The organism is Bradyrhizobium sp. SEMIA (genome assembly GCF_014844175.1).
GTDB classification, from domain to species: Bacteria; Pseudomonadota; Alphaproteobacteria; order Rhizobiales; family Xanthobacteraceae; genus Bradyrhizobium; species Bradyrhizobium arachidis.
The window spans coordinates 7,633,992-7,652,669 of the sequence record NZ_CP046601.1; the positions used below are offsets into that span (position 1 = coordinate 7,633,992).

Consider the following 18,678-nt stretch of genomic DNA (forward strand, 5'->3'; position numbering starts at 1 on the left):
GACAGATGGGTTACTCTGAGGTCGCGTCAAGAATCCCGCCGAACGGTTCCCAGCGGCTCCCGGTCCAGCGCTGAAGCTGCAGTTGCGTCCAGACCATGTTGTTGGTTTCGCTGGTGTTGATCCGGATGCCCGGCAGTGCTGTCGACAACGTGAAGTTCTTCAGCGACTTCGCCTGCTTGATGACGTTCTCGCGCGAGAGGTCATCGCCGCATTGCTTGAGGATCTGCTCCAGCAGCATGCCCTGCTGATAACCGGTCAGATAACTCGTATTGGTGATATCGGAGCCTGCTAGATACCGATCGAAGAAGGCGCGATAGGCCTTGATGGCCTCGTCGTCCTTCCAGCTCTCGTCGTTTGGATCCTTGTTGAAGGTGCCGACGATGACGCCCACTGAATTCTCTAGCCCCGCCGGCTTGATCGTTCCGGCAATCGACGACGACGGGAAATTGATCAGGATCGTCGGCTTCCACGCCGTCTCGGCCGCCCGGCGGATCGCCTGTGCGGCGAACTTGGGCGTGCCCGCGATGAACAGCGCCTGTGCGCCGGAGCTCTTCAGCGCCACGACCTGCGAGTCGATCGTCGGCTCGGTGACCTCGTAGCTGGCGGTGACCACGCGCTTGTCGAAATCGGCGCCGAGAACTGCCTTGAACGCGCTGACGTAGTCGCGGCCGAGATCGTCATTCTGGTAGAGAATGGCGTATTTCGCCGAGGGCAACGCGCGCATCAGATATTTGGCGTAGATCTTCCCTTCGGTGTCATAGCTGACGAGCCCGGTGGTGGTCAGCGGATAGTCCTTGACACTGGTGAACTTGCTCGCGCCAGTGACGATCGCAATCGTCGGCACGCGCTTGGCAGCCAGATATTTCGCCACCGCAGTGTTGCCTGCGGTACCGAGCTGGCTGAACATGAACGCGACTTCGTCGCCCTCGACGAGTTTTCGTGCATGCTCCACCGACTTCGGCGGGCTGTAGGCGTCGTCGAGCATCAGATAGTCGATCTTGCGTCCATTAATGCCGCCACGCTCGTTGACCGATCGCATATACGCCAGCACGCCATGTCCGACCTGGCCGATCGAGGAAGCAGGCCCGCTCAGCGGAAAGATGCCGCCAATCTTGATGCTTGTTGCGGTGACGCCGACCGGATCGCCCGCCCAGCAGGGTGCGGCTGCGGCAATCAAGAGTGCACAGGCCAGTCGGATGCTCCTAAACATCACGTGTTTCTCCAATGTTGCTTTTGCGCGCGGCCTTCCGTGCGGCAGGCCGTGATGGACACTTGGCGCTTCTTCAGGCGGCTAATTTGAGAATCTTGACGATGTCGGCGGGCTCACGGATCGGCTGAGGATTGGCCCGCGTGAAGATCGAGAGCATTGCGTTCTTGCCGATCAGCTCGAAGCGGTCCTCGGCAACGCCGACATCCGCGAGCCTCCGCGGCAAGCCGAGCTCCGCGATGAATGTCGCGAAAGCGTCGCCGGCATCCCGTTGCGGTGCGCCAAGCGCCGCTGCGACCAACCTCTGTGCGGCTTCCGTGGCGGGGCGATTGTATCGGAGCACGCTTGGCATCATCACGGCCGTGCAGAAATAATGCGGCACATCGCAGGTCCCACCGAGGACATGGCCGATGGCATGGCTGGCCCCCATCGGAACGCGCGACTGCAACCCGAAGGCCGACATCCAGGACCCCAACTGACAGTTCAGCCGCGCCGCTTCATCGTTCGGATTGTCCTTGGTGCGCCGGAGTCCGTCGTACAGATAGCGCAGGCCCTGCTGGCACACGGCGTCGACGAGCACATTGGGACGGCTGGAGCAGATCGCCTCGATGCCGTGGTCCATCGCGCGCGTGCCGGACCCCAGCCAGAGCTTCTCGGGCGTGTATTTCGTGATCGCTGCATCGAGGATGATGGTTCGCGGCATCATCATCGGATGATTGAAAATCTGCTTCAGCTTGCGGCCGGTGTCTGTGACCAGCGCACCGGAATTGTATTCGCCGCCGGAGAGCGTGCTCGGGATGGCGATCATGCGCACTTTCGGGGTTCGGAATGGCCCGAAGCGGCGGTCCGGCGTGGTCTCGAACCCATCGAGCCCCATCGGTTTGAAGATTTCGTGCTCCATGCACATCAGCACGATCTTGGCCGCATCGACCACCGAACCGCCGCCGATCGCAACGACGAGGTCGGCTTGGGCATCCCGGGCCTGCCGCGCGATCTGCGTCACCACGTCCCGGGTCGTGTGCTGGGGCACGCCATCAAAGGTCGCGGCATGGCGCGCACCGAGCGCCGCCCGGATCTTCTCGATTTCGTCGGTCGTGGTGTTGAGCGTGCGGCTCGCGATCAGATAGACACGCTTGGCGCCCAGCCGCTCCGCCTCCTCCCGCAGTGCCTCTGCCGCGGGCTTGCCGTAGATCACGGATTCCATGGTGGGGTACTGATGGCTACCGACGACGGGCATGCTCTTCCTCCCTGATGTTCTTTTCTCCGCACCGCTGAGGCGTCGGTGTCGCGACGCCGTCAGCTATCCCGGCCTACGTCAGGCGACCGCACGCGCTCGCTGCGTCTCGACCTCGCCGTCAAGGAAGCCGGTCAACCGCTGGCGGATGATCGCTTCCGCTTCCGCCATGATGCGATCGATCAGCTCCTTGACCGTCGGGATGTCGTGGATCAGCCCGACCACCATGCCGCAGCTCCAGGCCCCGGCATCCATCTGGCCGTCGACCATCACCCTAGGATAGACGCCGGCCACCTGATCGAGGATGTCGTCGATCTTCAGATTTGCGCCCTTCTCGCGCTCGATCTCGAGCAATTCGCTGACGCCCTTGTTCTTCAGCACGCGCTCGGTGTTGCGAAGCGCGCGCATCACGAGGACCGTGTCGAGCTCGGTCGCCTTGACCAGCGCCTGCTTCACGTTGTCGTGGACCGGAGCTTCCTTGGTGGCGACGAATCGCGTGCCCATGTTCATGCCGGAGGCGCCCATTGCGAGCGCACCGACTAGGCTGCGCCCGTCCGCCATGCCGCCGGAAGCCACGAACGGGATCTTGAGCTCATCCGCAGCCCGCGGCAACAGGATCATGTTCGGGATGTCATCCTCGCCGGGATGACCGCCGCATTCGAAGCCGTCGACACTGACGGCGTCGCAGCCGATCTTCTCGGCCTTGAGCGAATGCCGCACCGAAGTGCATTTGTGGATCACCTTGATGCCGGCCGCCTTCAGCGCGGGCATATAGGCCTCCGGGCTGCGGCCTGCGGTCTCGACCGCCTTGATGCCGCCTTCGCGGATCGCGGCGATGTATTCCGGATAGGGCGGGGCCGACAGCGTCGGCAGGAAGGTCAGGTTCACGCCGAACGGCTTGTCGGTCATGTCGCGGCAGCGCGCGATCTCCTTGGCGAGGAGCTCCGGCGTTTTCTGGGTCAGCCCCGTGATGATGCCGAGACCGCCGGCATTCGATACGGCCGCGGCCATCTCGGCGAAGCCGACATAATGCATGCCGCCCTGGATGATCGGATGCTGGATGCCGAACAGTTCGGTGATTGCTGTCTTCACGTGAAAACTCCGTTTCCGATCAATGGACGATTTCGAACAGGCCGGCCGCACCCATGCCGCCGCCGATGCACATGGTCACCACGCCGTATTTCGCCTTGCGCCGCCGGCCCTCGAGCAGGAGGTGGCCGGTCAACCGCGACCCCGTCATGCCATAGGGATGACCGATCGCAATCGAGCCGCCGTTGACGTTGAGCTTGTTCGGATCAATGCCAAGCTTGTCGCGGCAGTAGATCACCTGCACCGCATAGGCCTCGTTGAGCTCCCAGAGATCGATGTCATCGATCTTGAGGTTGTGGCGCTTGAGCAGCCTCGGGATTGCCGCAACCGGGCCGACGCCCATCTCATCCGGCTCGACGCCTGCGGCGACGAAGCCGCGGAAGATGCCGAGTGGCTTCAGGCCCTTCTGCGCCGCGATCTTGTCGCTCATGATCACGCAGGCCGATGCACCATCGGAGAGCTGGCTGGCATTGCCTGCGCTGATGGTCTTGCCTTCGAACACCGGCTTGATCTTGGCGAGGCCTTCCGCGGTCGTGTCCGCACGCGGGCCCTCGTCCTTTGACAAGGTCACCTGCTGATACGTCACTTCCTTGGTGTCCTTGTCGACCACGGCCATCTTGGTCGTGATCGGCACGATCTCGTCGTTGAAGCGGCCGCCCTGAAGCGCGGCACCGACACGGCGCTGGCATTCGAGCGAATATTCGTCCTGCTGATCGCGGCCGATCTTGTAGCGATCGGCGACCACTTCGGCCGTCTCCAGCATCGACATGTACATTTCGGGCTTCATCGCCATCAGCTCGTCGTCGACGGCGTGGAAGCGGTTCATGTGGTCGTTCTGCACCAGGCTGATCGACTCGATGCCGCCGCCGATCGCGATCTCGACACCGTCGAGCATCACAGAACGGGCGGCCACTGCGATCGCCTGCAGGCCAGAGGCACACTGGCGGTCGATCGTGGTGCCGGCCACGGTGACCGGCAGGCCGGCGCGGATCGCACCCTTGCGGGCGACGTTCATCACCATGGTGCCCTGCTGCATGGCGCAGCCCATCACCACGTCCTCGACCTCGCCGGGCGCTATGCCGGCACGCTTCACGGCCTCGGCCATCACGTGGCCTGCCAGGGTCGGACCATCGGTGTTGTTGAGCGCGCCTCGGTAGGCCTTGCCGACGCCGGTGCGCGCGGTGGAAACGATGACTGCTTCAGTCGTCATGTCTGCCTCTCTGCTAGGCGGCCGCATCGAGCTGCGCGTAGCGCAGCAGGTGAAAGGCGGGATCGCCGAACTGGATGTTGATGGAGGAAATCCGCTTGAAATAATGTCCGACGTTCAATTCGTCAGTCATGCCCATGCCGCCATGCAGTTGCACCGCCTGGTCGGCGATGAACTTGCCGGCATAGCCAATCTTCGACTTGGCGCCCGACGCGAGACGCGACACGCCAGCCTCGCCTGCATCAAGGCTGAGCGTGAGATGCTGCATCAATGAAAGCGCTTCCTGATGCGCGATGAACATGTCGACCATCCGATGCTGCAGCACCTGGAAAGAGCCGATTGTCGTGCCGAACTGCTTGCGGGTCTTGGAATAGTCCAGCGTCGCGGCATTCAATTCAGCCAGCGCACCGACCGCCTCGGCGCAGAGCGCGCCATGGCACGGTCGCGGCAGGCCTCCAGCGCGGCCACACCCTCGCCCTCTTCGCCCAGCAACTGACCGGCAACACCGCGCAGGCTGATCTCGGCCGCGCGTCGGCCGTCGATCGTCCTGAAGCTCTGCAGAGTGAGGTTGGCGGCGCGGCGATCGACCACGAACAGGCTGACGCCGCCGCGATCGCGCTGCTGGCCGGACGTGCGCGCCGAGACGATCAGATAATCCGCCCAGGGCGCGGCGACGACCGCGGTCTTTTGGCCGGTCAGCACATAGCCGTTACCCTCGCGCCGAGCAGTGGTTGTGACGTTGGCGAGATCGAAGCGCGAGTTCTTCTCGGTCCAGGCGAGCGCCCAGGTCGTGGTGCCAGCAATGATGTCCGGAATGAAGCCGTGTTTCTGCTCGGCGGAACCGGTACGCTCGAGCAGACCGCCGGCGAGGACTACCGTCTCGACAAAGGGCTCGACCACGAGATGACGGCCGAACTCCTGCATGATGATCATCGTCGACATTGGACCGCCCCCGAGACCGCCAACTTCCTCGGAGAACGGCGCACCCAGCAGGCCGAGCTCAGCGAAGGCACGCCATTGCTCGCGGCTATACCCCTCCTCGCTCGCGAGGATCCTGCGGCGCGCATCGAAATCGTACTGATCGCGCAGCAGACGCTGAACGCTTGATCGCAGTAGCTCTTGCTCTTCCGTGAACTGGATATCCATCCGATTCCCCTGTCCGTCGATCGCTAGAGGCCGAGCACCGCTTTTGCGATGATGTTGCGTTGGATCTCGTTCGATCCGCCGTAGATGGAGAGCTTGCGCGAGTTGAGATACTTCTCCGATGCGGTGTGGCCGTAGTCCGGTCCCGGCATGTAATGATTGGCACTGGCCGGATGTTCGCGAATGGCCAGCCCGTAATTGCCGATCGCACGATGGGTCAGCTCGGTGATGTCCTGGAAGATCTCGGTGCCACGGATCTTGAACAGCGAGGCCGCCGGCCCCGGATCGATGCCGCGTGCCATTTGGGCGACGACGCGCAGCTCGGTTGCCTCCAGCGCCAGCACGTCGAGCTCGACCCGCGCGATGTCTTTGATGAATTCGAGATGCGCCGGATCGTCTTCCGGAATTTCCGCCTTCACGATCCTCTTCAATTTCTCGATATAGCGCGTCGAGCGGCCGATGCCGGCCATGCTGGTACGTTCATTGCCGAGCAGGAATTTGGCGTAGGTCCAGCCCTTGTTCTCTTCGCCGATCAGGTTCTCGACGGGAACGCGGACGTTTTCGAGGAAGACGTCGTTGACCTCATGGGAGCCATCGATGGTGATGATCGGACGCACGGTGACGCCCGGCGACTTCATGTCGATCAGCAGGAAGGAGATGCCGGACTGCGGCTTTGCCGCCGGATCGGTCCGTACCAGGCAGAAGATCCAGTCGGCGTGCTGCGCCAGCGTGGTCCAGGTCTTGTGGCCGTTGACGATGTAGTGGTCGCCGTCGCGTACCGCCTTGGTGCGGACGGTGGCGAGGTCGGAGCCCGAGCCGGGCTCGGAATAGCCCTGGCACCACCAATCCTCGCCCGAGAGGATGCGGGGAAGAAACTTCTTCTTCTGCGCCTCATTGCCGAACGTATAGATGACGGGACCGACCATGGTGACACTGAACGCCAAAGGCGGCATCGTGCCCGCGCGCGTGGTCTCCTGCTCGAAGATGAAACGGCGGGTGATGGACCAGCCGGGCCCGCCATATTCCTTGGGCCAGAGCGGCGCGATCCAGCCCTTCTTGTGCAGGATGCGATGCCACAGCAGCATCTGCTCCTTGGAAAGGTCGGTCTCCGGATTGGGAACGCGCATCTCGGTCGGATAATTGTCCTTGATGAACGCGCGCACTTCGTCGCGAAACGCCGCATCTTCCGGGGATAGCGCGAGCTCCATGGGGCGCGCTCCTACCACTTCTCGCCGAAGGGACGGATCTCGAGCTCAAACGTCCACGCGCTCTTGGGCTGTTGGTAGAGCTGCCAATAGGACGCCGCCACCGACGCAGGCGGCATTAGCAGGTCTGGATCGTCGAGCGCATTGGGGCCGAGCGCTTCGAGCCGGCGCTGGCGCACCCATTCGGTATCGACGCCAGAGTCAATGATAAGATGCGCGACGTGGATGTTCTTCGGCCCGAGTTCGCGCGCCATCGCCTGTGCGACGGCTCGCAGGCCGAACTTGGCGCTGGCGAAGGCGGCATAGCCGGAACCGCCGCGCAAGCTCGCGGTCGCGCCAGTAAAGAAGATGTTGCCGCCGCCACGCGGCAGCATCAGCCGTGCGGCCTCGCGCCCCGCAAGGAACCCGGAATAGCAGGCCATTTCCCAGACCTTTCGGAACACCCGTTCGGTGGTCTCCAGGATCGGGAAATTGACATTGGCGCCGATGTTGAAGATGCAGACCTCGAGCGGCGCATGCTTGTCCGCGTCATTGAGGAAGGAGATGATCTCCTCCTCCTTGCGCGCGTCGAGCGAGCGGGCGTGGATCTCACCGCCGACCGCCTCGATCTCCTTGACCAGCGGCGCGAGCTTGTCGCCATTGCGGCGGCCAGCGAAGATGGTGAAGCCTTCCGAGGCGAATTTCTTGGCAATCTCGCCGCCGATAAAGTCACCGGCGCCGATGACCGCAACCGTCCTGTTTCTCTTCTGCATGGGACTTCTCCAGCCTTGTGAGATTTTGAGCGATCTCGCGCGCGTCAGTTGCGCAGCGATTCCGCCAGCTTGTGTTTCAGGAGCTTGCCTGTCGACGTGGCCGGCAGCGCGTCCATGAGGATGATCTCGGATGGCCGCTTGTAGGACGTGAGCTCCGGCGCGACATGCGACATCAAATCCTGCGCGGTTGCCGAGGAGCCCTTGAGGAGCTGGACGAACGCCACAATCTCTTCGTTGCCCGGGACCGATCGTCCGACCACGGCGCATTGCACCACGTCTGGATGCGTGCTCAGCACCGCCTCGATCTCGGCCGGATAGACGTTGAAGCCGGAGCGAATGATCATCTCCTTGGTGCGACCAACGATGAACATCGCATCGCCCTCGAAGCGCGCGAGGTCGCCGGTGTTGAACCACCCTTCCGGGTCGATCGCTTTCGCCGTGAGGTCGGGCGCGCGATAGTAACCGCGCATGACGTTCGGCCCACGGACATGCAATTCGCCGATGTCACCGTTCGTCACGATGGCGCCGTCCCGCGCAACGATCCGGGCCTCGATACCCGGCACGAGCACTCCGACCGAATTGTCGCGACGCGGCGCCTCGGGCCGCACGCCGGAAATTCCGGGCGAGCATTCGGTGATGCCAAAGGCGTTGCCGAGCGGCAGACCGAGCTCCTTCTCGACCCTTGCCTTGAGCTCGAGGTCGAGCGGCGCGCCGGCGACGCTCATCAGGCGCAGCGCGCCGCGCTTGAGCTTGGGCAAGCCGGCCGTCTGCTTGTATTCCAGCAGGCGCTGGTAGGTGGCGGGCACGCCGTTCAAGAGCGTGATGCCTTCCTCGGCCAGCGCCTTGGCAAGCGCAGCGGGATTGTATTTGGTGACCAGCCGGGTCACACCACCGACCATCAGCGTCATCGTCAGCAGCGAGATGCCGACGATATGCGAGATCGGCAGCACGCAATACTGCACGTCCTCCGCCGTCATGCTCCGCAAGTTCGCGGTGGTCCTTGCGGAAAACAGCAGGTTCCGATGCGTGAGCATGACCCCCTTCGGCGTTCCGGTCGTACCGGACGTATAGATGAGCACCGCCACCTGACGTGCGCCGTCGGCCTCGACCGGCTCGGCATGCGTGTTCTGGTTCAGGGCAGACACGCCGATGCCGTGGAGCGGACCAACATCCTGCACCGGAGCGTTGTAACGCGTCGCGTGCGAGGCCGCCTCTTCGGAAACCTCCGCCGTGAAGAACATGCGACGGGCGCCGCTGTGATCTCTGATCTGATCGAGCTCACGCGGCGACAGCCGCGGGTTGGCCACGATCGCCCAGGCATCGAGGCGACTGGCCGCGAACAGGAGGCAGGCGAGCGCAATCGCGTTTTCGCTCACGATCATCATCCGATCGCCGGCGCGGATGCCGAGCGTGGATAGCGCCTCCGCCGTGGCGCCGACCGCGCGGTCGAGCTCGCGATAGGTCAGCGTGGCATTGTCTTCGATGAGCGCCGTCCGGTCGGGTGTGGTGGCAACATAGGGGTCCATCACCTCATGAATGCGCTGCGGCAACATCTCGGTGATTTCCGCTGCAGCCTGCTGCCAGTTCGCCAATGACACCTCCCGTTGAAAGGCCCTTTGCGGGCTCGACTCGTTCCGGATATCCCCCGCCCGGTCAGGCGCTCTTGCGCCGCGCTGCGGCCGATTGCGCCAGGATTTCTTCCTCGACGTCGCGCAGGCTGTCCTTGCCGAAGTAGATCTCGTCACCGACGAAGAACGTCGGCGAGCCGAACGTGCCGCGCGCCACGGCGCGGCTGGTGTTCTCGATCAACCTCTTCTTGACGTCGTCCTGCTGGGCGCGGGCGCTGATGCGATCGATGTCCAGCCCTGATGACAGAAACGCATCGCGGAAGACCTGCGGATCGTCCATCTTCTTGGGCTCGACCCACATGTGGTGATAGGCAGCGCGGAAGTAGGGCTCGAACGCCCCCTCGAACTCCGCGGCAACAGCGCCGCGCATCAGCGCAAGGGTGTTCACCGGGAAGAACGGGTTCACCGTGAACTTCGTGATGTTGTGCCGGCGCAGGAAGCGTTGGGTCTCGAGCGCATTGTATTCCGGCTTGTTCTTGATCCCGCGCAGCGACTCGGCAGGCGACAGGTTGCCGGTCGCCTTGTAGACGCCGCCGAGCAGCACCGGCACGTAGTCGAACTTGACGCCGGTTCGCTGCTCGATGCCGGGCAGCGCGAGCTCGGCGAGGTAAGCGTTGGGACTGCCGAAATCGAAATGAAACTCGACCTTGAGCGGAGCAGCCATGAAACGCCCTTCCCTTACGGCGGTGGTTGTTCGCCACCCGATTGATCGTACTGCACCGATAAGGTTCTATTTTAGAACTGTCAATATGATGTTTATCATACAATACGCATAACGATGCGCGAATAAGGGCATCCCATTGATTTCCTGTTAGTTCTTATTTAGAATTTATTTGTGATGCGCCACGGATTCGCTGGAGACGACAATGAAATGGGATACCCTTGAGGAGGAGCCATGCTCTCTCGCCCGTACCGTGGCGGTGATCGGTGACCGCTGGAGCCTCCTCATCCTGCGCGAATGTTTCTTGCGCATTCGCAGATTTGATGACTTCCAGACGTCGCTCGGAATCACCCGCCATCTGCTCGCCGATCGGCTGAAGAAATTTGTCCGCTTTGGCGTACTGCGCAAGATTCCGTATCAGGAAGCGCCGAAGCGCTACGAGTATATCCTGACGCAAAAGGGTCTCGATCTCTATCCGATCATCATGTCGATTGTGCACTGGGGCAACGTCCACATGGTCGACTCGCGCGGACGACCGCTGCTGCATGAACACAAGAACTGCCACAAGATGTTTGATCCTGTCATGATCTGCTCCGAATGCGGTGAGCCGCTGACGGCGAAGGCAGTCCACGTTCATCCGGGCCCCGGCGCGAGACGGTCTTCGCCGACAAGCAACGGCGTTTCGGCGAAGAACGCTGGTTGACCTCCAACGTCTCAACAGCTCGATCCAGGAAGGCAGGTCCGCCGGAACGTTGTGGACGACTTCAACCAGCCAATACATCCGCAGATGGCCTTGCCGAGGCCGAGCACCTGGCGGCTTGGCGTTTCGCAATTGGCAAACAGGATGGCAGGGTAGCTTAGGGTAGAAATTCTTCGCCGGGCGAGAAATGGCCCCGGAGTAGGTGGTCAAAATGAGCGACCGCTATCGGCGACGAGAGCCTTCGACTTCGGAGAGAGGCTCGGTGACTGACGCCGAGATCGTATTGCTAGAGATCGAACGAATCCGTGCAAGGCGATGCCGCCGGAGGCTCAAGTGCACAAGGACTTCAGCTCCGGCGGCGGGGCGCCCTTCCCCTCGAGCATCCCCAGCGCTAGCGCGGCCTCCACTCGCACGCTCGGATCCTCATCACCCGCTAGCTGTCGGAGGGGGCGGAGGGCTTGTTCGATCCCCGGGAAGGCCGGACCGAGGCGACCGAGGTGCCAGGCCGCCAGGCTGCGGACGAAGGCAAGCTCGTTGCCCAACTCCGCGACGAGGACGGTGATCGACTCTCCACCTGACGGCACCACCCGGGCCAAGGCCGCCGCCGCCCAGACGCGCACGAACGCAACCGGGTCCTGGAGGGTAGCGGCGAGGTCGGACATAGCCTCGGTTGCCGCCGGGCCGATCTCGCCCAGCGCATATGCACCGAGGCGACGCTGGAGTGGATCGCTGCTCGAAAGCTCCCTCACCCAGCCTGGAACGGAAGTCCCTAGATAAGCGATCTGCGCGCTCATGGCCCGCCCCCCACTCAAGGTCCAACGCCTAGCCGGCGGTCCAGGTTGAACGCGGCGCTTATCAAACCGATGTGAGTGAATGCCTGCGGGAAGTTGCCCAGCGCTTCGCCACGCGGACCCGTCTCCTCGGCGTACAGGCCGAGGTGGTTGGCGTAGGTCAGCATCTTCTCGAAGATGAAGCGGGCCTCCTCGGCGCGGCCCGCCCGGGCCAGTGCTTCCACCAGCCAGAACGTACACATATTGAACGTCCCCTCGCTCCCGGTCAGGCCGTCGCCAGCTCCTCTGCCGATCTCGTAGCGGTGCACCAAGCTGTCGGAAACCAGCTCCGCCATGATCCGATCCAGCGTCCCGCGCATGCGTGGGTCGGTCGGCGACAGGAAGAAGACGAGCGGCATGATCAGATTGGACGCATCCACCGCGTCAGTGGCGAAGTGCTGCACGAACGTCTGCCGCTCGGTGTTCCAGCCGTGCGTCATGATGGTCTCGTAGATGCGGTCCCGCTCCGTAGCCAGGCGGGCGCGATCCAGCGGCAGACTCCGCTTCTGCGCAAGGCGGATCGCTCGGTCCAACGCCACCCAGCACTGCACCTTGGAGTACACGAACTGCTGTTGTCCACCGCGCACCTCCCAGATGCCATCGTCGGCTCGGTCCCAGTTGCTCGCCACCCAGTCCAGCATCTTGCGCACGTGACGCCAGGAGTCATAGGCGATCGGCGTCCCGTACTTGTCGTACAGGTAGACCGCATCCATCAGCTCGCCATAGATGTCCAGCTGCAGCTGGTCGGCAGCGGCGTTGCCGACTCGCACGGGACGCGACCCGCGGTAGCCATCGAGGTGGTCGAGGACCTCCTCTGGCAGCTCGCGGCCACCGTCGATGCGATACATAGTCTGCAACGGGTCGCCCCGGGCGCCCTCGACGGCCCGCTGCTCCAACCAGGCCATGAACTGCTCCGCCTCCGACGTCAGCCCCAGACGCAGGAAGGCGTAATTGGTGAAAGCGGCGTCGCGCACCCAAGTATAGCGATAGTCCCAGTTGCGTACCCCGCCGATCTCTTCCGGCAGCCCGCAGGTCGGCGCCGCCACGATCGCGCCGGTCGGCGCGAACGTCAGCAGCTTCAACACCAGCGCCGAGCGGTGGACCATCTCGCGCCAGCGACCTGAATAGTTGCACTTCCTCAGCCACTGCCGCCAAAAGGCCAGGGTCTGCGTCAGGGCCTCCGTGCCGACCAGCCGCGCCTCAAGCAGGACCCCATCATGAACGCTGTCTTGGCAAGTCTCCTCCACCTGGCGGAGGATGAACGTGGTCGTCTCGCCGGGGTTGAGGACGAACTCGGCAGCGACGCCGTCGCCTTGCCGACCAAGCGGGAAGCGGCTGACGAGCGAGACTTTCATGCCGCGTGCCTCGAAGATCGCTCCCCGGCCCTCCAGGACGACCTGGTGGGGCCGGCGGGCGAAGTCGAAGGCCGGCCGGCAGTCGAGGCGGAAGCGGACCGACCCGCGCACCGCCCGCACTACCCGGACGATCTGGTGGATCTTTCTACTCTCGCGCGCGCCTTGGATCGGCATGAAGTCCACGACCTCACCGACGCCCTGGTCGCTAAGAAAGCGCGTCACCAGGACGTTGCTGTCAGGCATGTACATCTGTTTGCACTGCGCCTCGTAGAGGCTGGCGATGCGGAATGAGCCCCCTTTCTGGTCGTCGAGAATTGCCGCGAAGACGCTCGGCGAGTCAAAGTGCGGCAGGCAACACCAGTCGATGGACCCGTCAATGCCAACCAAGGCAACGGTGTGCAGGTCGCCGATGACGCCGTAGGATTCGATCGGCTTGTAGCCCATGATCTCGTCTCCTCCGCTCGGCGCTGATCGAGCCCCAAGATGGGCGTATCGTCAATGCAACCTTTTGGTTCGCAACCTCGCTCATCTCGCCGGCGGCCGGGTCATTTACACCAAGCAACACGTCAACACCGCTGTCGCACACGTGGTCGGCGTGAAATTTCCCACCGCTACAGTGCTTGCCGTTGCTTGGTTGAAGAAGTCGGACTACGCTTTCGATCCCACTAGAGCGCGGCGTGCTGCGAGGCCCGCGAGAGATATCGCTTAACACGAAGTGTTCCGAGTTCGTCGACGCTTTGCACCGAAAGCCTCGACTGAAGGGGCGAGACCATGAACGCCGTCCTTCCGATCATTTGCCTTGCAAGGCATGGCGAGACGGCGTGGAGCCTCTCGGGCCAGCATACTGGCCTCACAGATTTGCCTCTCACCGAGCGCGGCGAACTCAATGCGCAAAGTTTGCGCTCGCGGTTGCTGGGTTTCACTTTCGCAAAAGTGTTCACGAGCCCCTTGAAGCGAGCGGTCCAGACATCGGAGTTGGCCGGCTTCGGCGTCGAAGCGGAACTCGACCGCGATCTGCTGGAATGGAATTACGGCCAATACGAGGGGCGTCGCACAAAGGAGATCCATGAAGAGCGTCCGGGCTGGCAATTGTTTCGCGACGGCTGTCCAGGAGGAGAAACACCGAATCAAGTTGGCGCCCGGGCCGATCGCATTGTGGAGCGCGTTCGCAACGTCCCAGGTAACGTGTTATTGTTTTCGAGCGGACATTTTCTCCGAGTTCTGGCGGCACGCTGGTTAGGCCTCGATGCGGAGGCCGGACGACTCTTCACACTCGACACTGCAAGCCTGAGCATACTCGGGTACGAACACGATCAGTTAGAACCAGCGATCCGGCTGTGGAATGACACCGGGCACGTCGAAGGTCGGTTCGCACGAAGCTTCGCTCACTAAGCGCTAGTCGGAGTAACATAGTCTTGAAATGTCCGTGCGTGTTACGCGCGTACGATGAGCATATCGCAGAGAGTTGCGTAAGGGTAAGGCCGATGAACCAGGTCGTCTTTCTGGTCGATGTCGACAATACGCTCCTCGATAACGACCGCATCCAGGCCGACATCAAGGCCTACCTCGAGCGCCGGTACGGTGCCCCTTGTCGCGATCGGTACTGGGCAATTCTGGAGGAGCTGTTCCAAGAACTGGGGTATCGAGACTATCTCGGTGCACTCCAGCGGTACCGTGTCGAACACCCGCAGGACATGCATCTATTGTCCATGTCGTCATTCCTGGTCGATTACCCGTTCGCCAACCGTTTGTATCCGGGATCCCTGGATGTGCTCGAACGACTACGTCAGTGGGGCCCAACCGTCCTTCTCACCGATGGCGACGTCGTCTTTCAACCCCGCAAGGTTGAGCGCTCGGGACTTTCGGAGGCAGTCAACTCACACGTGCTGATCTACATCCACAAGGAACTCGCGCTCGATGATGTCGAGGCCCGCTATCCGGCGCTGCACTACGTTCTAGTTGATGACAAGCCGCGTATCCTTGCCGCGGTCAAGGAGGCCTGGGGCAACCGCGTCACCACCGTCCTTCCCCGACAAGGACAATATGCACACAACGTGAACGCCCTGGCCTCCTTCGCCACACCCGACGTGACTGTGGACCGGATCGGAGACCTACTCGACTACGATCTGGGTCGCCTGCTTGCGGCCGCCCCACTGTTCGAAGCTGCGAAGGTGAAAAGATGAAGGCAACGCAAAAGCTCCACGAACTCGGACAGAGCGTTTGGCTCGACAACATCACCCGCGAGCTGCTGACCAGCGGCACTTTGAGGCGCTACATCGCCGACTTCTCGCTGACGGGACTCACATCGAACCCGACAATCTTCGACCAAGCGATCAAGAACAGCTCTCACTATGATTCAGCGATCCGCAGCAAGCTCACCGAGGGAAAGTCGGGCGAGACGCTATTCTTCGAGCTCGCCATCGAAGATCTTGTCCAGGCAGCAGACCTGTTCCGCCCGATTTGGGAACGCACCAATGGTGTAGACGGGTGGGTCTCGCTCGAGGTCTCGCCCCTTCTCGCGCATGACACGGCCAGCACAATCGCGGCGGCCAAGGAACTGCATGCGCAAGCGAAACGCCTCAACCTCTTCATCAAGATACCCGGTACACGAGAAGGATTGCCCGCCATCGAAGAAACGATCTTTGCCGGCGTGCCCGTGAATGTGACGCTATTGTTCAGCCGGGAGCACTATCTCGCTGCCGCCGAGGCATATCTGCGCGGCATCGAGCGGCGCATCGCAGCCGGCCTGAATCCAGATGTTGGATCCGTCGCGTCGGTCTTCGTCAGCCGCTGGGATGCCGCCATAGCGAACGAGGTGCCTGCGCAATTGCGCAATCAGCTCGGTATCGCGGTCGCGAAACGAACCTACAAGTCGGCGTGCGAATTGCTCTCCTCAGCCCGTTTGCGGCGCATCTACAACGAGGGTGGACGGCCACAGCGCCTGTTATGGGCGAGCACAGGAACCAAAGACCCGGCAGCGTCCGACGTCTTATATGTCAAAGCGCTGGCCGCGCCGCTCACGGTGAACACCATGCCGGAAGGCACGGTTAAGGCCCTCGCCGATCACGGCGAGATTGGAGAGATGTTGCCCTCCAGTGGCGGCGATTCCGAAGAGGTACTCTCGCAATTCGCGAAGGCCGGCGTCGACATCGAAGCGCTAGCAGCGACATTGCAGGATGAGGGCGCCAAATCGTTTGTCAAATCCTGGAATGAGCTGATGAGTGTCATCTCCGCCAAGACCGAGGTGCTCAAGAAGGCAAGCTAAATTCCAATCGAGACAAAGGTCTTCCATGAACATACTGGTCGTTGACGTGGGCGGCACCCACGTCAAGATCCTTGCCTCCGGCGAAAAAGTTAAACGAGCAATTGACTCCGGGCCGACCCTGACGGCCCGGCAGATGGTATCGAGCGTGAAAAAGCTGGCCGATGGCTGGGAGTATGACCTCGTCTCGATTGGCTATCCGGGCCCGGTCGTGCATGACCGGCCTATGGCGGAACCTCACAATCTGGGAAAGGGCTGGATGGGCTTCAACTTCGCTGCGGCATTCAAACTGCCAACGAAAGTCATCAACGATGCGGCGATGCAGGCGCTCGGCAGCTACCGGAGCGGAAAAATGCTGTTTCTCGGGCTCGGGACGGGACTCGGCTCGGCGATGATCGTCGATGGCATCGTCGAGCCGATGGAGCTAGCGCACCTCGCCTACAAGAAGCGGACCTACGAAGATTATGTCGGCGCCCGCGCGCTGGAGGAATTTGGCAGGAAAGCATGGCGGAAGCACGTCGAAGATGTCGTTGAATCTTTGGTTGCGGCTCTCCAACCCGAGGACGTCGTGTTGGGCGGCGGCAACGCGACGAAGTTGAAAACACTGCCACCATTATGCCGTCTTGGAGATAATGCCAACGCGTTCAAGGGCGGCTTCAGGATGTGGGAAGGTCCGCCGAAGGAAAAGATCACTCGCTCGCGCAAACAGACTGCGCAAGCCGCCATGGCGCGTCAAAAGGAGCGATAATGGCAACTACGACGAAAACGGTCACCGAGCTTCCTGCCTGGAAGGCCTTGTCCGCCCATTTTCAAACGATCGATCGCTTGCATCTGCGCGAGCTCTTTGCTCAAGACCCCAAACGCGGCGAGCGCCTGACGGTCGAAGCAGCCGGACTCTACCTCGACTACTCGAAGAACCGCATTACCGACGAGACGCTGGCTCTGCTATTGGAACTGGCCGAACAGTCTGGGCTCCGCGCTCGGATCGATGCAATGTTCAGAGGCGAGAAGATCAACGTTTCGGAAAAGCGGGCGGTCCTGCATGTCGCGCTCCGCGCGCCGAAGGGGCAATCGATCCCGCTCGATGGCGAGGACGTCGTGCCCGAGGTCCATTCGGTGCTCGACCGCATGGCCGATTTTTCCAATCGCGTACGCGGCGGTGCGTGGCGCGGCCACACCGGAAAGCCAATCCGCAACATCGTCAACATCGGCATCGGCGGCTCCGATCTGGGGCCGGTGATGGCCTACGAGGCGCTCAAGCATTACAGCGATCGCGCCATGACGTTCCGGTTCGTCTCCAACGTGGACGGCACCGATTTTGTGGAAGCGACCCGCGATCTCGATCCTGCGGAGACGCTGTTCATCATCTCTTCCAAGACCTTCACAACCCTCGAGACCATGACCAACGCCGGGAGCGCGCGCAGCTGGTCGCTCGCGGGGCTTGCTGGCGACGAGGAGGCGATCGCGAAGCATTTCGTCGCGGTGTCGACAAATGCGAAGGAAGTGACGAAGTTCGGCATCGACACCGCCAACATGTTCGGCTTCTGGGACTGGGTTGGCGGTCGATACTCCATGGATTCGGCGATCGGACTTTCGACGATGCTCGCCATCGGTCCCGACAACTTTCGCGCCATGCTCGGCGGCTTCCATGAAATTGACGAGCATTTCCGCACCGCGCCGTTCGAGCGAAACCTGCCAGTACTGATGGGGCTGCTTGCCATCTGGAGTAATAATTTCTTCGGCGCCCAGACCGTAGCGGTGCTACCTTACGAGCAGTACCTGAAACGGTTTCCGGCTTATCTCCAGCAGTTGACGATGGAGAGCAACGGCAAGCACGTCACGATCGAGGGTCATCCTCTCAGCTACGACACCGGTCCGATCTATTGGGGTGAACCCGGGACCAACGGTCAACATTCGTTCTACCAACTCATTCACCAGGGCACCCGTCTCATTCCCTGCGACTTCATTGCCTTTCACAAGACACTCAACCGACTTGGACAGCAGCACGACATGTTGCTCGCGAACGTCTTCGCGCAGGGCGAGGCGCTAGCGTTTGGCAAGACACCTGACGAAGTAAGCGCAGAGGGATCGGCCGATTGGCTCGTTCCGCATCGCGTATTCGAGGGAAACCGACCGTCCAATACGATACTGATGGAACAGCTGACACCCGCAGCGCTGGGCAAGCTCATCGCACTGTACGAGCACAACGTCTTCACTCAGGGCGCGATCTGGCAAGTCGATTCATTCGACCAATGGGGCGTCGAACTCGGCAAGGTGCTGGCGCAACGCATCATCCCGGAACTCATCAACGAAGCCGAACCCAAATTCGTCCACGACAGCTCGACCAACGCCTTGATCCGCCGACATCGCAGGTTCAGGGACAAGTTGCACTAGACACTGATCTC

Annotated in this window: 16 protein-coding genes and 1 pseudogene; 6 read left to right on the plus strand and 11 right to left on the minus strand. The window is 62.0% G+C overall.

Annotation, left to right across the window (positions count from 1 at the left end):
* Positions 1–10: 10 nt before the first annotated feature.
* From FOM02_RS36710 to FOM02_RS36750, 9 genes and pseudogenes are all read right to left on the minus strand, one after another.
* Positions 11–1,210, minus strand: coding sequence for an ABC transporter substrate-binding protein (locus tag FOM02_RS36710; RefSeq protein WP_027564485.1), 1,200 nt, complete (start codon positions 1,208–1,210; stop codon positions 11–13).
* Between the two features lie 73 nt (positions 1,211–1,283).
* The gene (locus tag FOM02_RS36715) at positions 1,284–2,444 is read right to left on the minus strand and encodes an iron-containing alcohol dehydrogenase (protein WP_027564486.1); all 1,161 of its coding nucleotides are present in this window, start codon (positions 2,442–2,444) and stop codon (positions 1,284–1,286) included.
* Positions 2,445–2,522: 78 nt separating this feature from the next.
* Positions 2,523–3,533, minus strand: a complete 1,011-nt coding sequence (locus FOM02_RS36720) for an NAD(P)H-dependent flavin oxidoreductase (RefSeq protein WP_027564487.1) — start codon at positions 3,531–3,533, stop codon at positions 2,523–2,525.
* Between the two features lie 19 nt (positions 3,534–3,552).
* The gene (locus tag FOM02_RS36725) at positions 3,553–4,740 is read right to left on the minus strand and encodes an acetyl-CoA C-acyltransferase (protein ID WP_027564488.1); all 1,188 of its coding nucleotides are present in this window, start codon (positions 4,738–4,740) and stop codon (positions 3,553–3,555) included.
* A gap of 13 nt (positions 4,741–4,753) precedes the next feature.
* A pseudogene (locus tag FOM02_RS36730) lies at positions 4,754–5,883 on the minus strand (acyl-CoA dehydrogenase family protein).
* Between the two features lie 23 nt (positions 5,884–5,906).
* Positions 5,907–7,088: an acyl-CoA dehydrogenase family protein gene (locus FOM02_RS36735; protein WP_027564490.1), complete on the minus strand. Its 1,182-nt coding sequence runs from the start codon at positions 7,086–7,088 to the stop codon at positions 5,907–5,909.
* A gap of 11 nt (positions 7,089–7,099) precedes the next feature.
* Positions 7,100–7,837 (minus strand): SDR family oxidoreductase, encoded by a 738-nt coding sequence (locus FOM02_RS36740; protein ID WP_092218371.1) that lies wholly within the window; start codon positions 7,835–7,837, stop codon positions 7,100–7,102.
* A gap of 44 nt (positions 7,838–7,881) precedes the next feature.
* The gene (locus FOM02_RS36745) at positions 7,882–9,435 is read right to left on the minus strand and encodes an AMP-binding protein (RefSeq protein WP_027564492.1); all 1,554 of its coding nucleotides are present in this window, start codon (positions 9,433–9,435) and stop codon (positions 7,882–7,884) included.
* A gap of 55 nt (positions 9,436–9,490) precedes the next feature.
* Positions 9,491–10,129 carry a 2-hydroxychromene-2-carboxylate isomerase gene (locus FOM02_RS36750; protein WP_027564493.1) on the minus strand — a complete coding sequence of 213 codons (639 nt, stop codon included), beginning with the start codon at positions 10,127–10,129 and terminating at the stop codon, positions 9,491–9,493.
* Positions 10,130–10,331: 202 nt separating this feature from the next.
* Between FOM02_RS36750 and FOM02_RS36755 the strand changes: the two genes are divergently transcribed.
* Entirely contained in the window at positions 10,332–10,829 is a 498-nt protein-coding gene (locus FOM02_RS36755) for a winged helix-turn-helix transcriptional regulator (protein WP_027564494.1), read from the plus strand.
* A 326-nt stretch (positions 10,830–11,155) separates the two neighbouring features.
* Here the strand turns inward: FOM02_RS36755 and FOM02_RS36760 are convergent, their stop codons facing one another.
* Together FOM02_RS36760 and FOM02_RS36765 are read right to left on the minus strand one after the other, a co-directional pair.
* Positions 11,156–11,620 carry a HEAT repeat domain-containing protein gene (locus FOM02_RS36760; RefSeq protein WP_027564495.1) on the minus strand — a complete coding sequence of 155 codons (465 nt, stop codon included), beginning with the start codon at positions 11,618–11,620 and terminating at the stop codon, positions 11,156–11,158.
* Positions 11,621–11,634: 14 nt separating this feature from the next.
* A complete protein-coding gene (locus FOM02_RS36765) occupies positions 11,635–13,455 on the minus strand; it encodes a glycoside hydrolase family 15 protein (RefSeq protein ID WP_027564496.1) in 1,821 nt (606 codons plus the stop codon).
* Positions 13,456–13,782: 327 nt separating this feature from the next.
* Between FOM02_RS36765 and FOM02_RS36770 the strand changes: the two genes are divergently transcribed.
* From FOM02_RS36770 to pgi, 5 genes are all read left to right on the plus strand, one after another.
* Entirely contained in the window at positions 13,783–14,403 is a 621-nt protein-coding gene (locus FOM02_RS36770; RefSeq protein ID WP_027564497.1) for a histidine phosphatase family protein, read from the plus strand.
* A 92-nt stretch (positions 14,404–14,495) separates the two neighbouring features.
* Positions 14,496–15,194: an HAD family hydrolase gene (locus FOM02_RS36775; protein WP_035729342.1), complete on the plus strand. Its 699-nt coding sequence runs from the start codon at positions 14,496–14,498 to the stop codon at positions 15,192–15,194.
* A complete protein-coding gene (gene tal / locus FOM02_RS36780) occupies positions 15,191–16,276 on the plus strand; it encodes a transaldolase (protein WP_027564498.1) in 1,086 nt (361 codons plus the stop codon). The genes FOM02_RS36775 and tal overlap by 4 nt, the downstream gene beginning before the upstream one ends.
* Before the next feature lie 25 nt (positions 16,277–16,301).
* A complete protein-coding gene (locus FOM02_RS36785; protein WP_051377669.1) occupies positions 16,302–17,021 on the plus strand; it encodes an ROK family protein in 720 nt (239 codons plus the stop codon).
* Positions 17,021–18,667 (plus strand): glucose-6-phosphate isomerase, encoded by a 1,647-nt coding sequence (pgi, locus tag FOM02_RS36790; protein WP_027564499.1) that lies wholly within the window; start codon positions 17,021–17,023, stop codon positions 18,665–18,667. The genes FOM02_RS36785 and pgi overlap by 1 nt, the downstream gene beginning before the upstream one ends.
* Positions 18,668–18,678 lie beyond the last annotated feature (11 nt).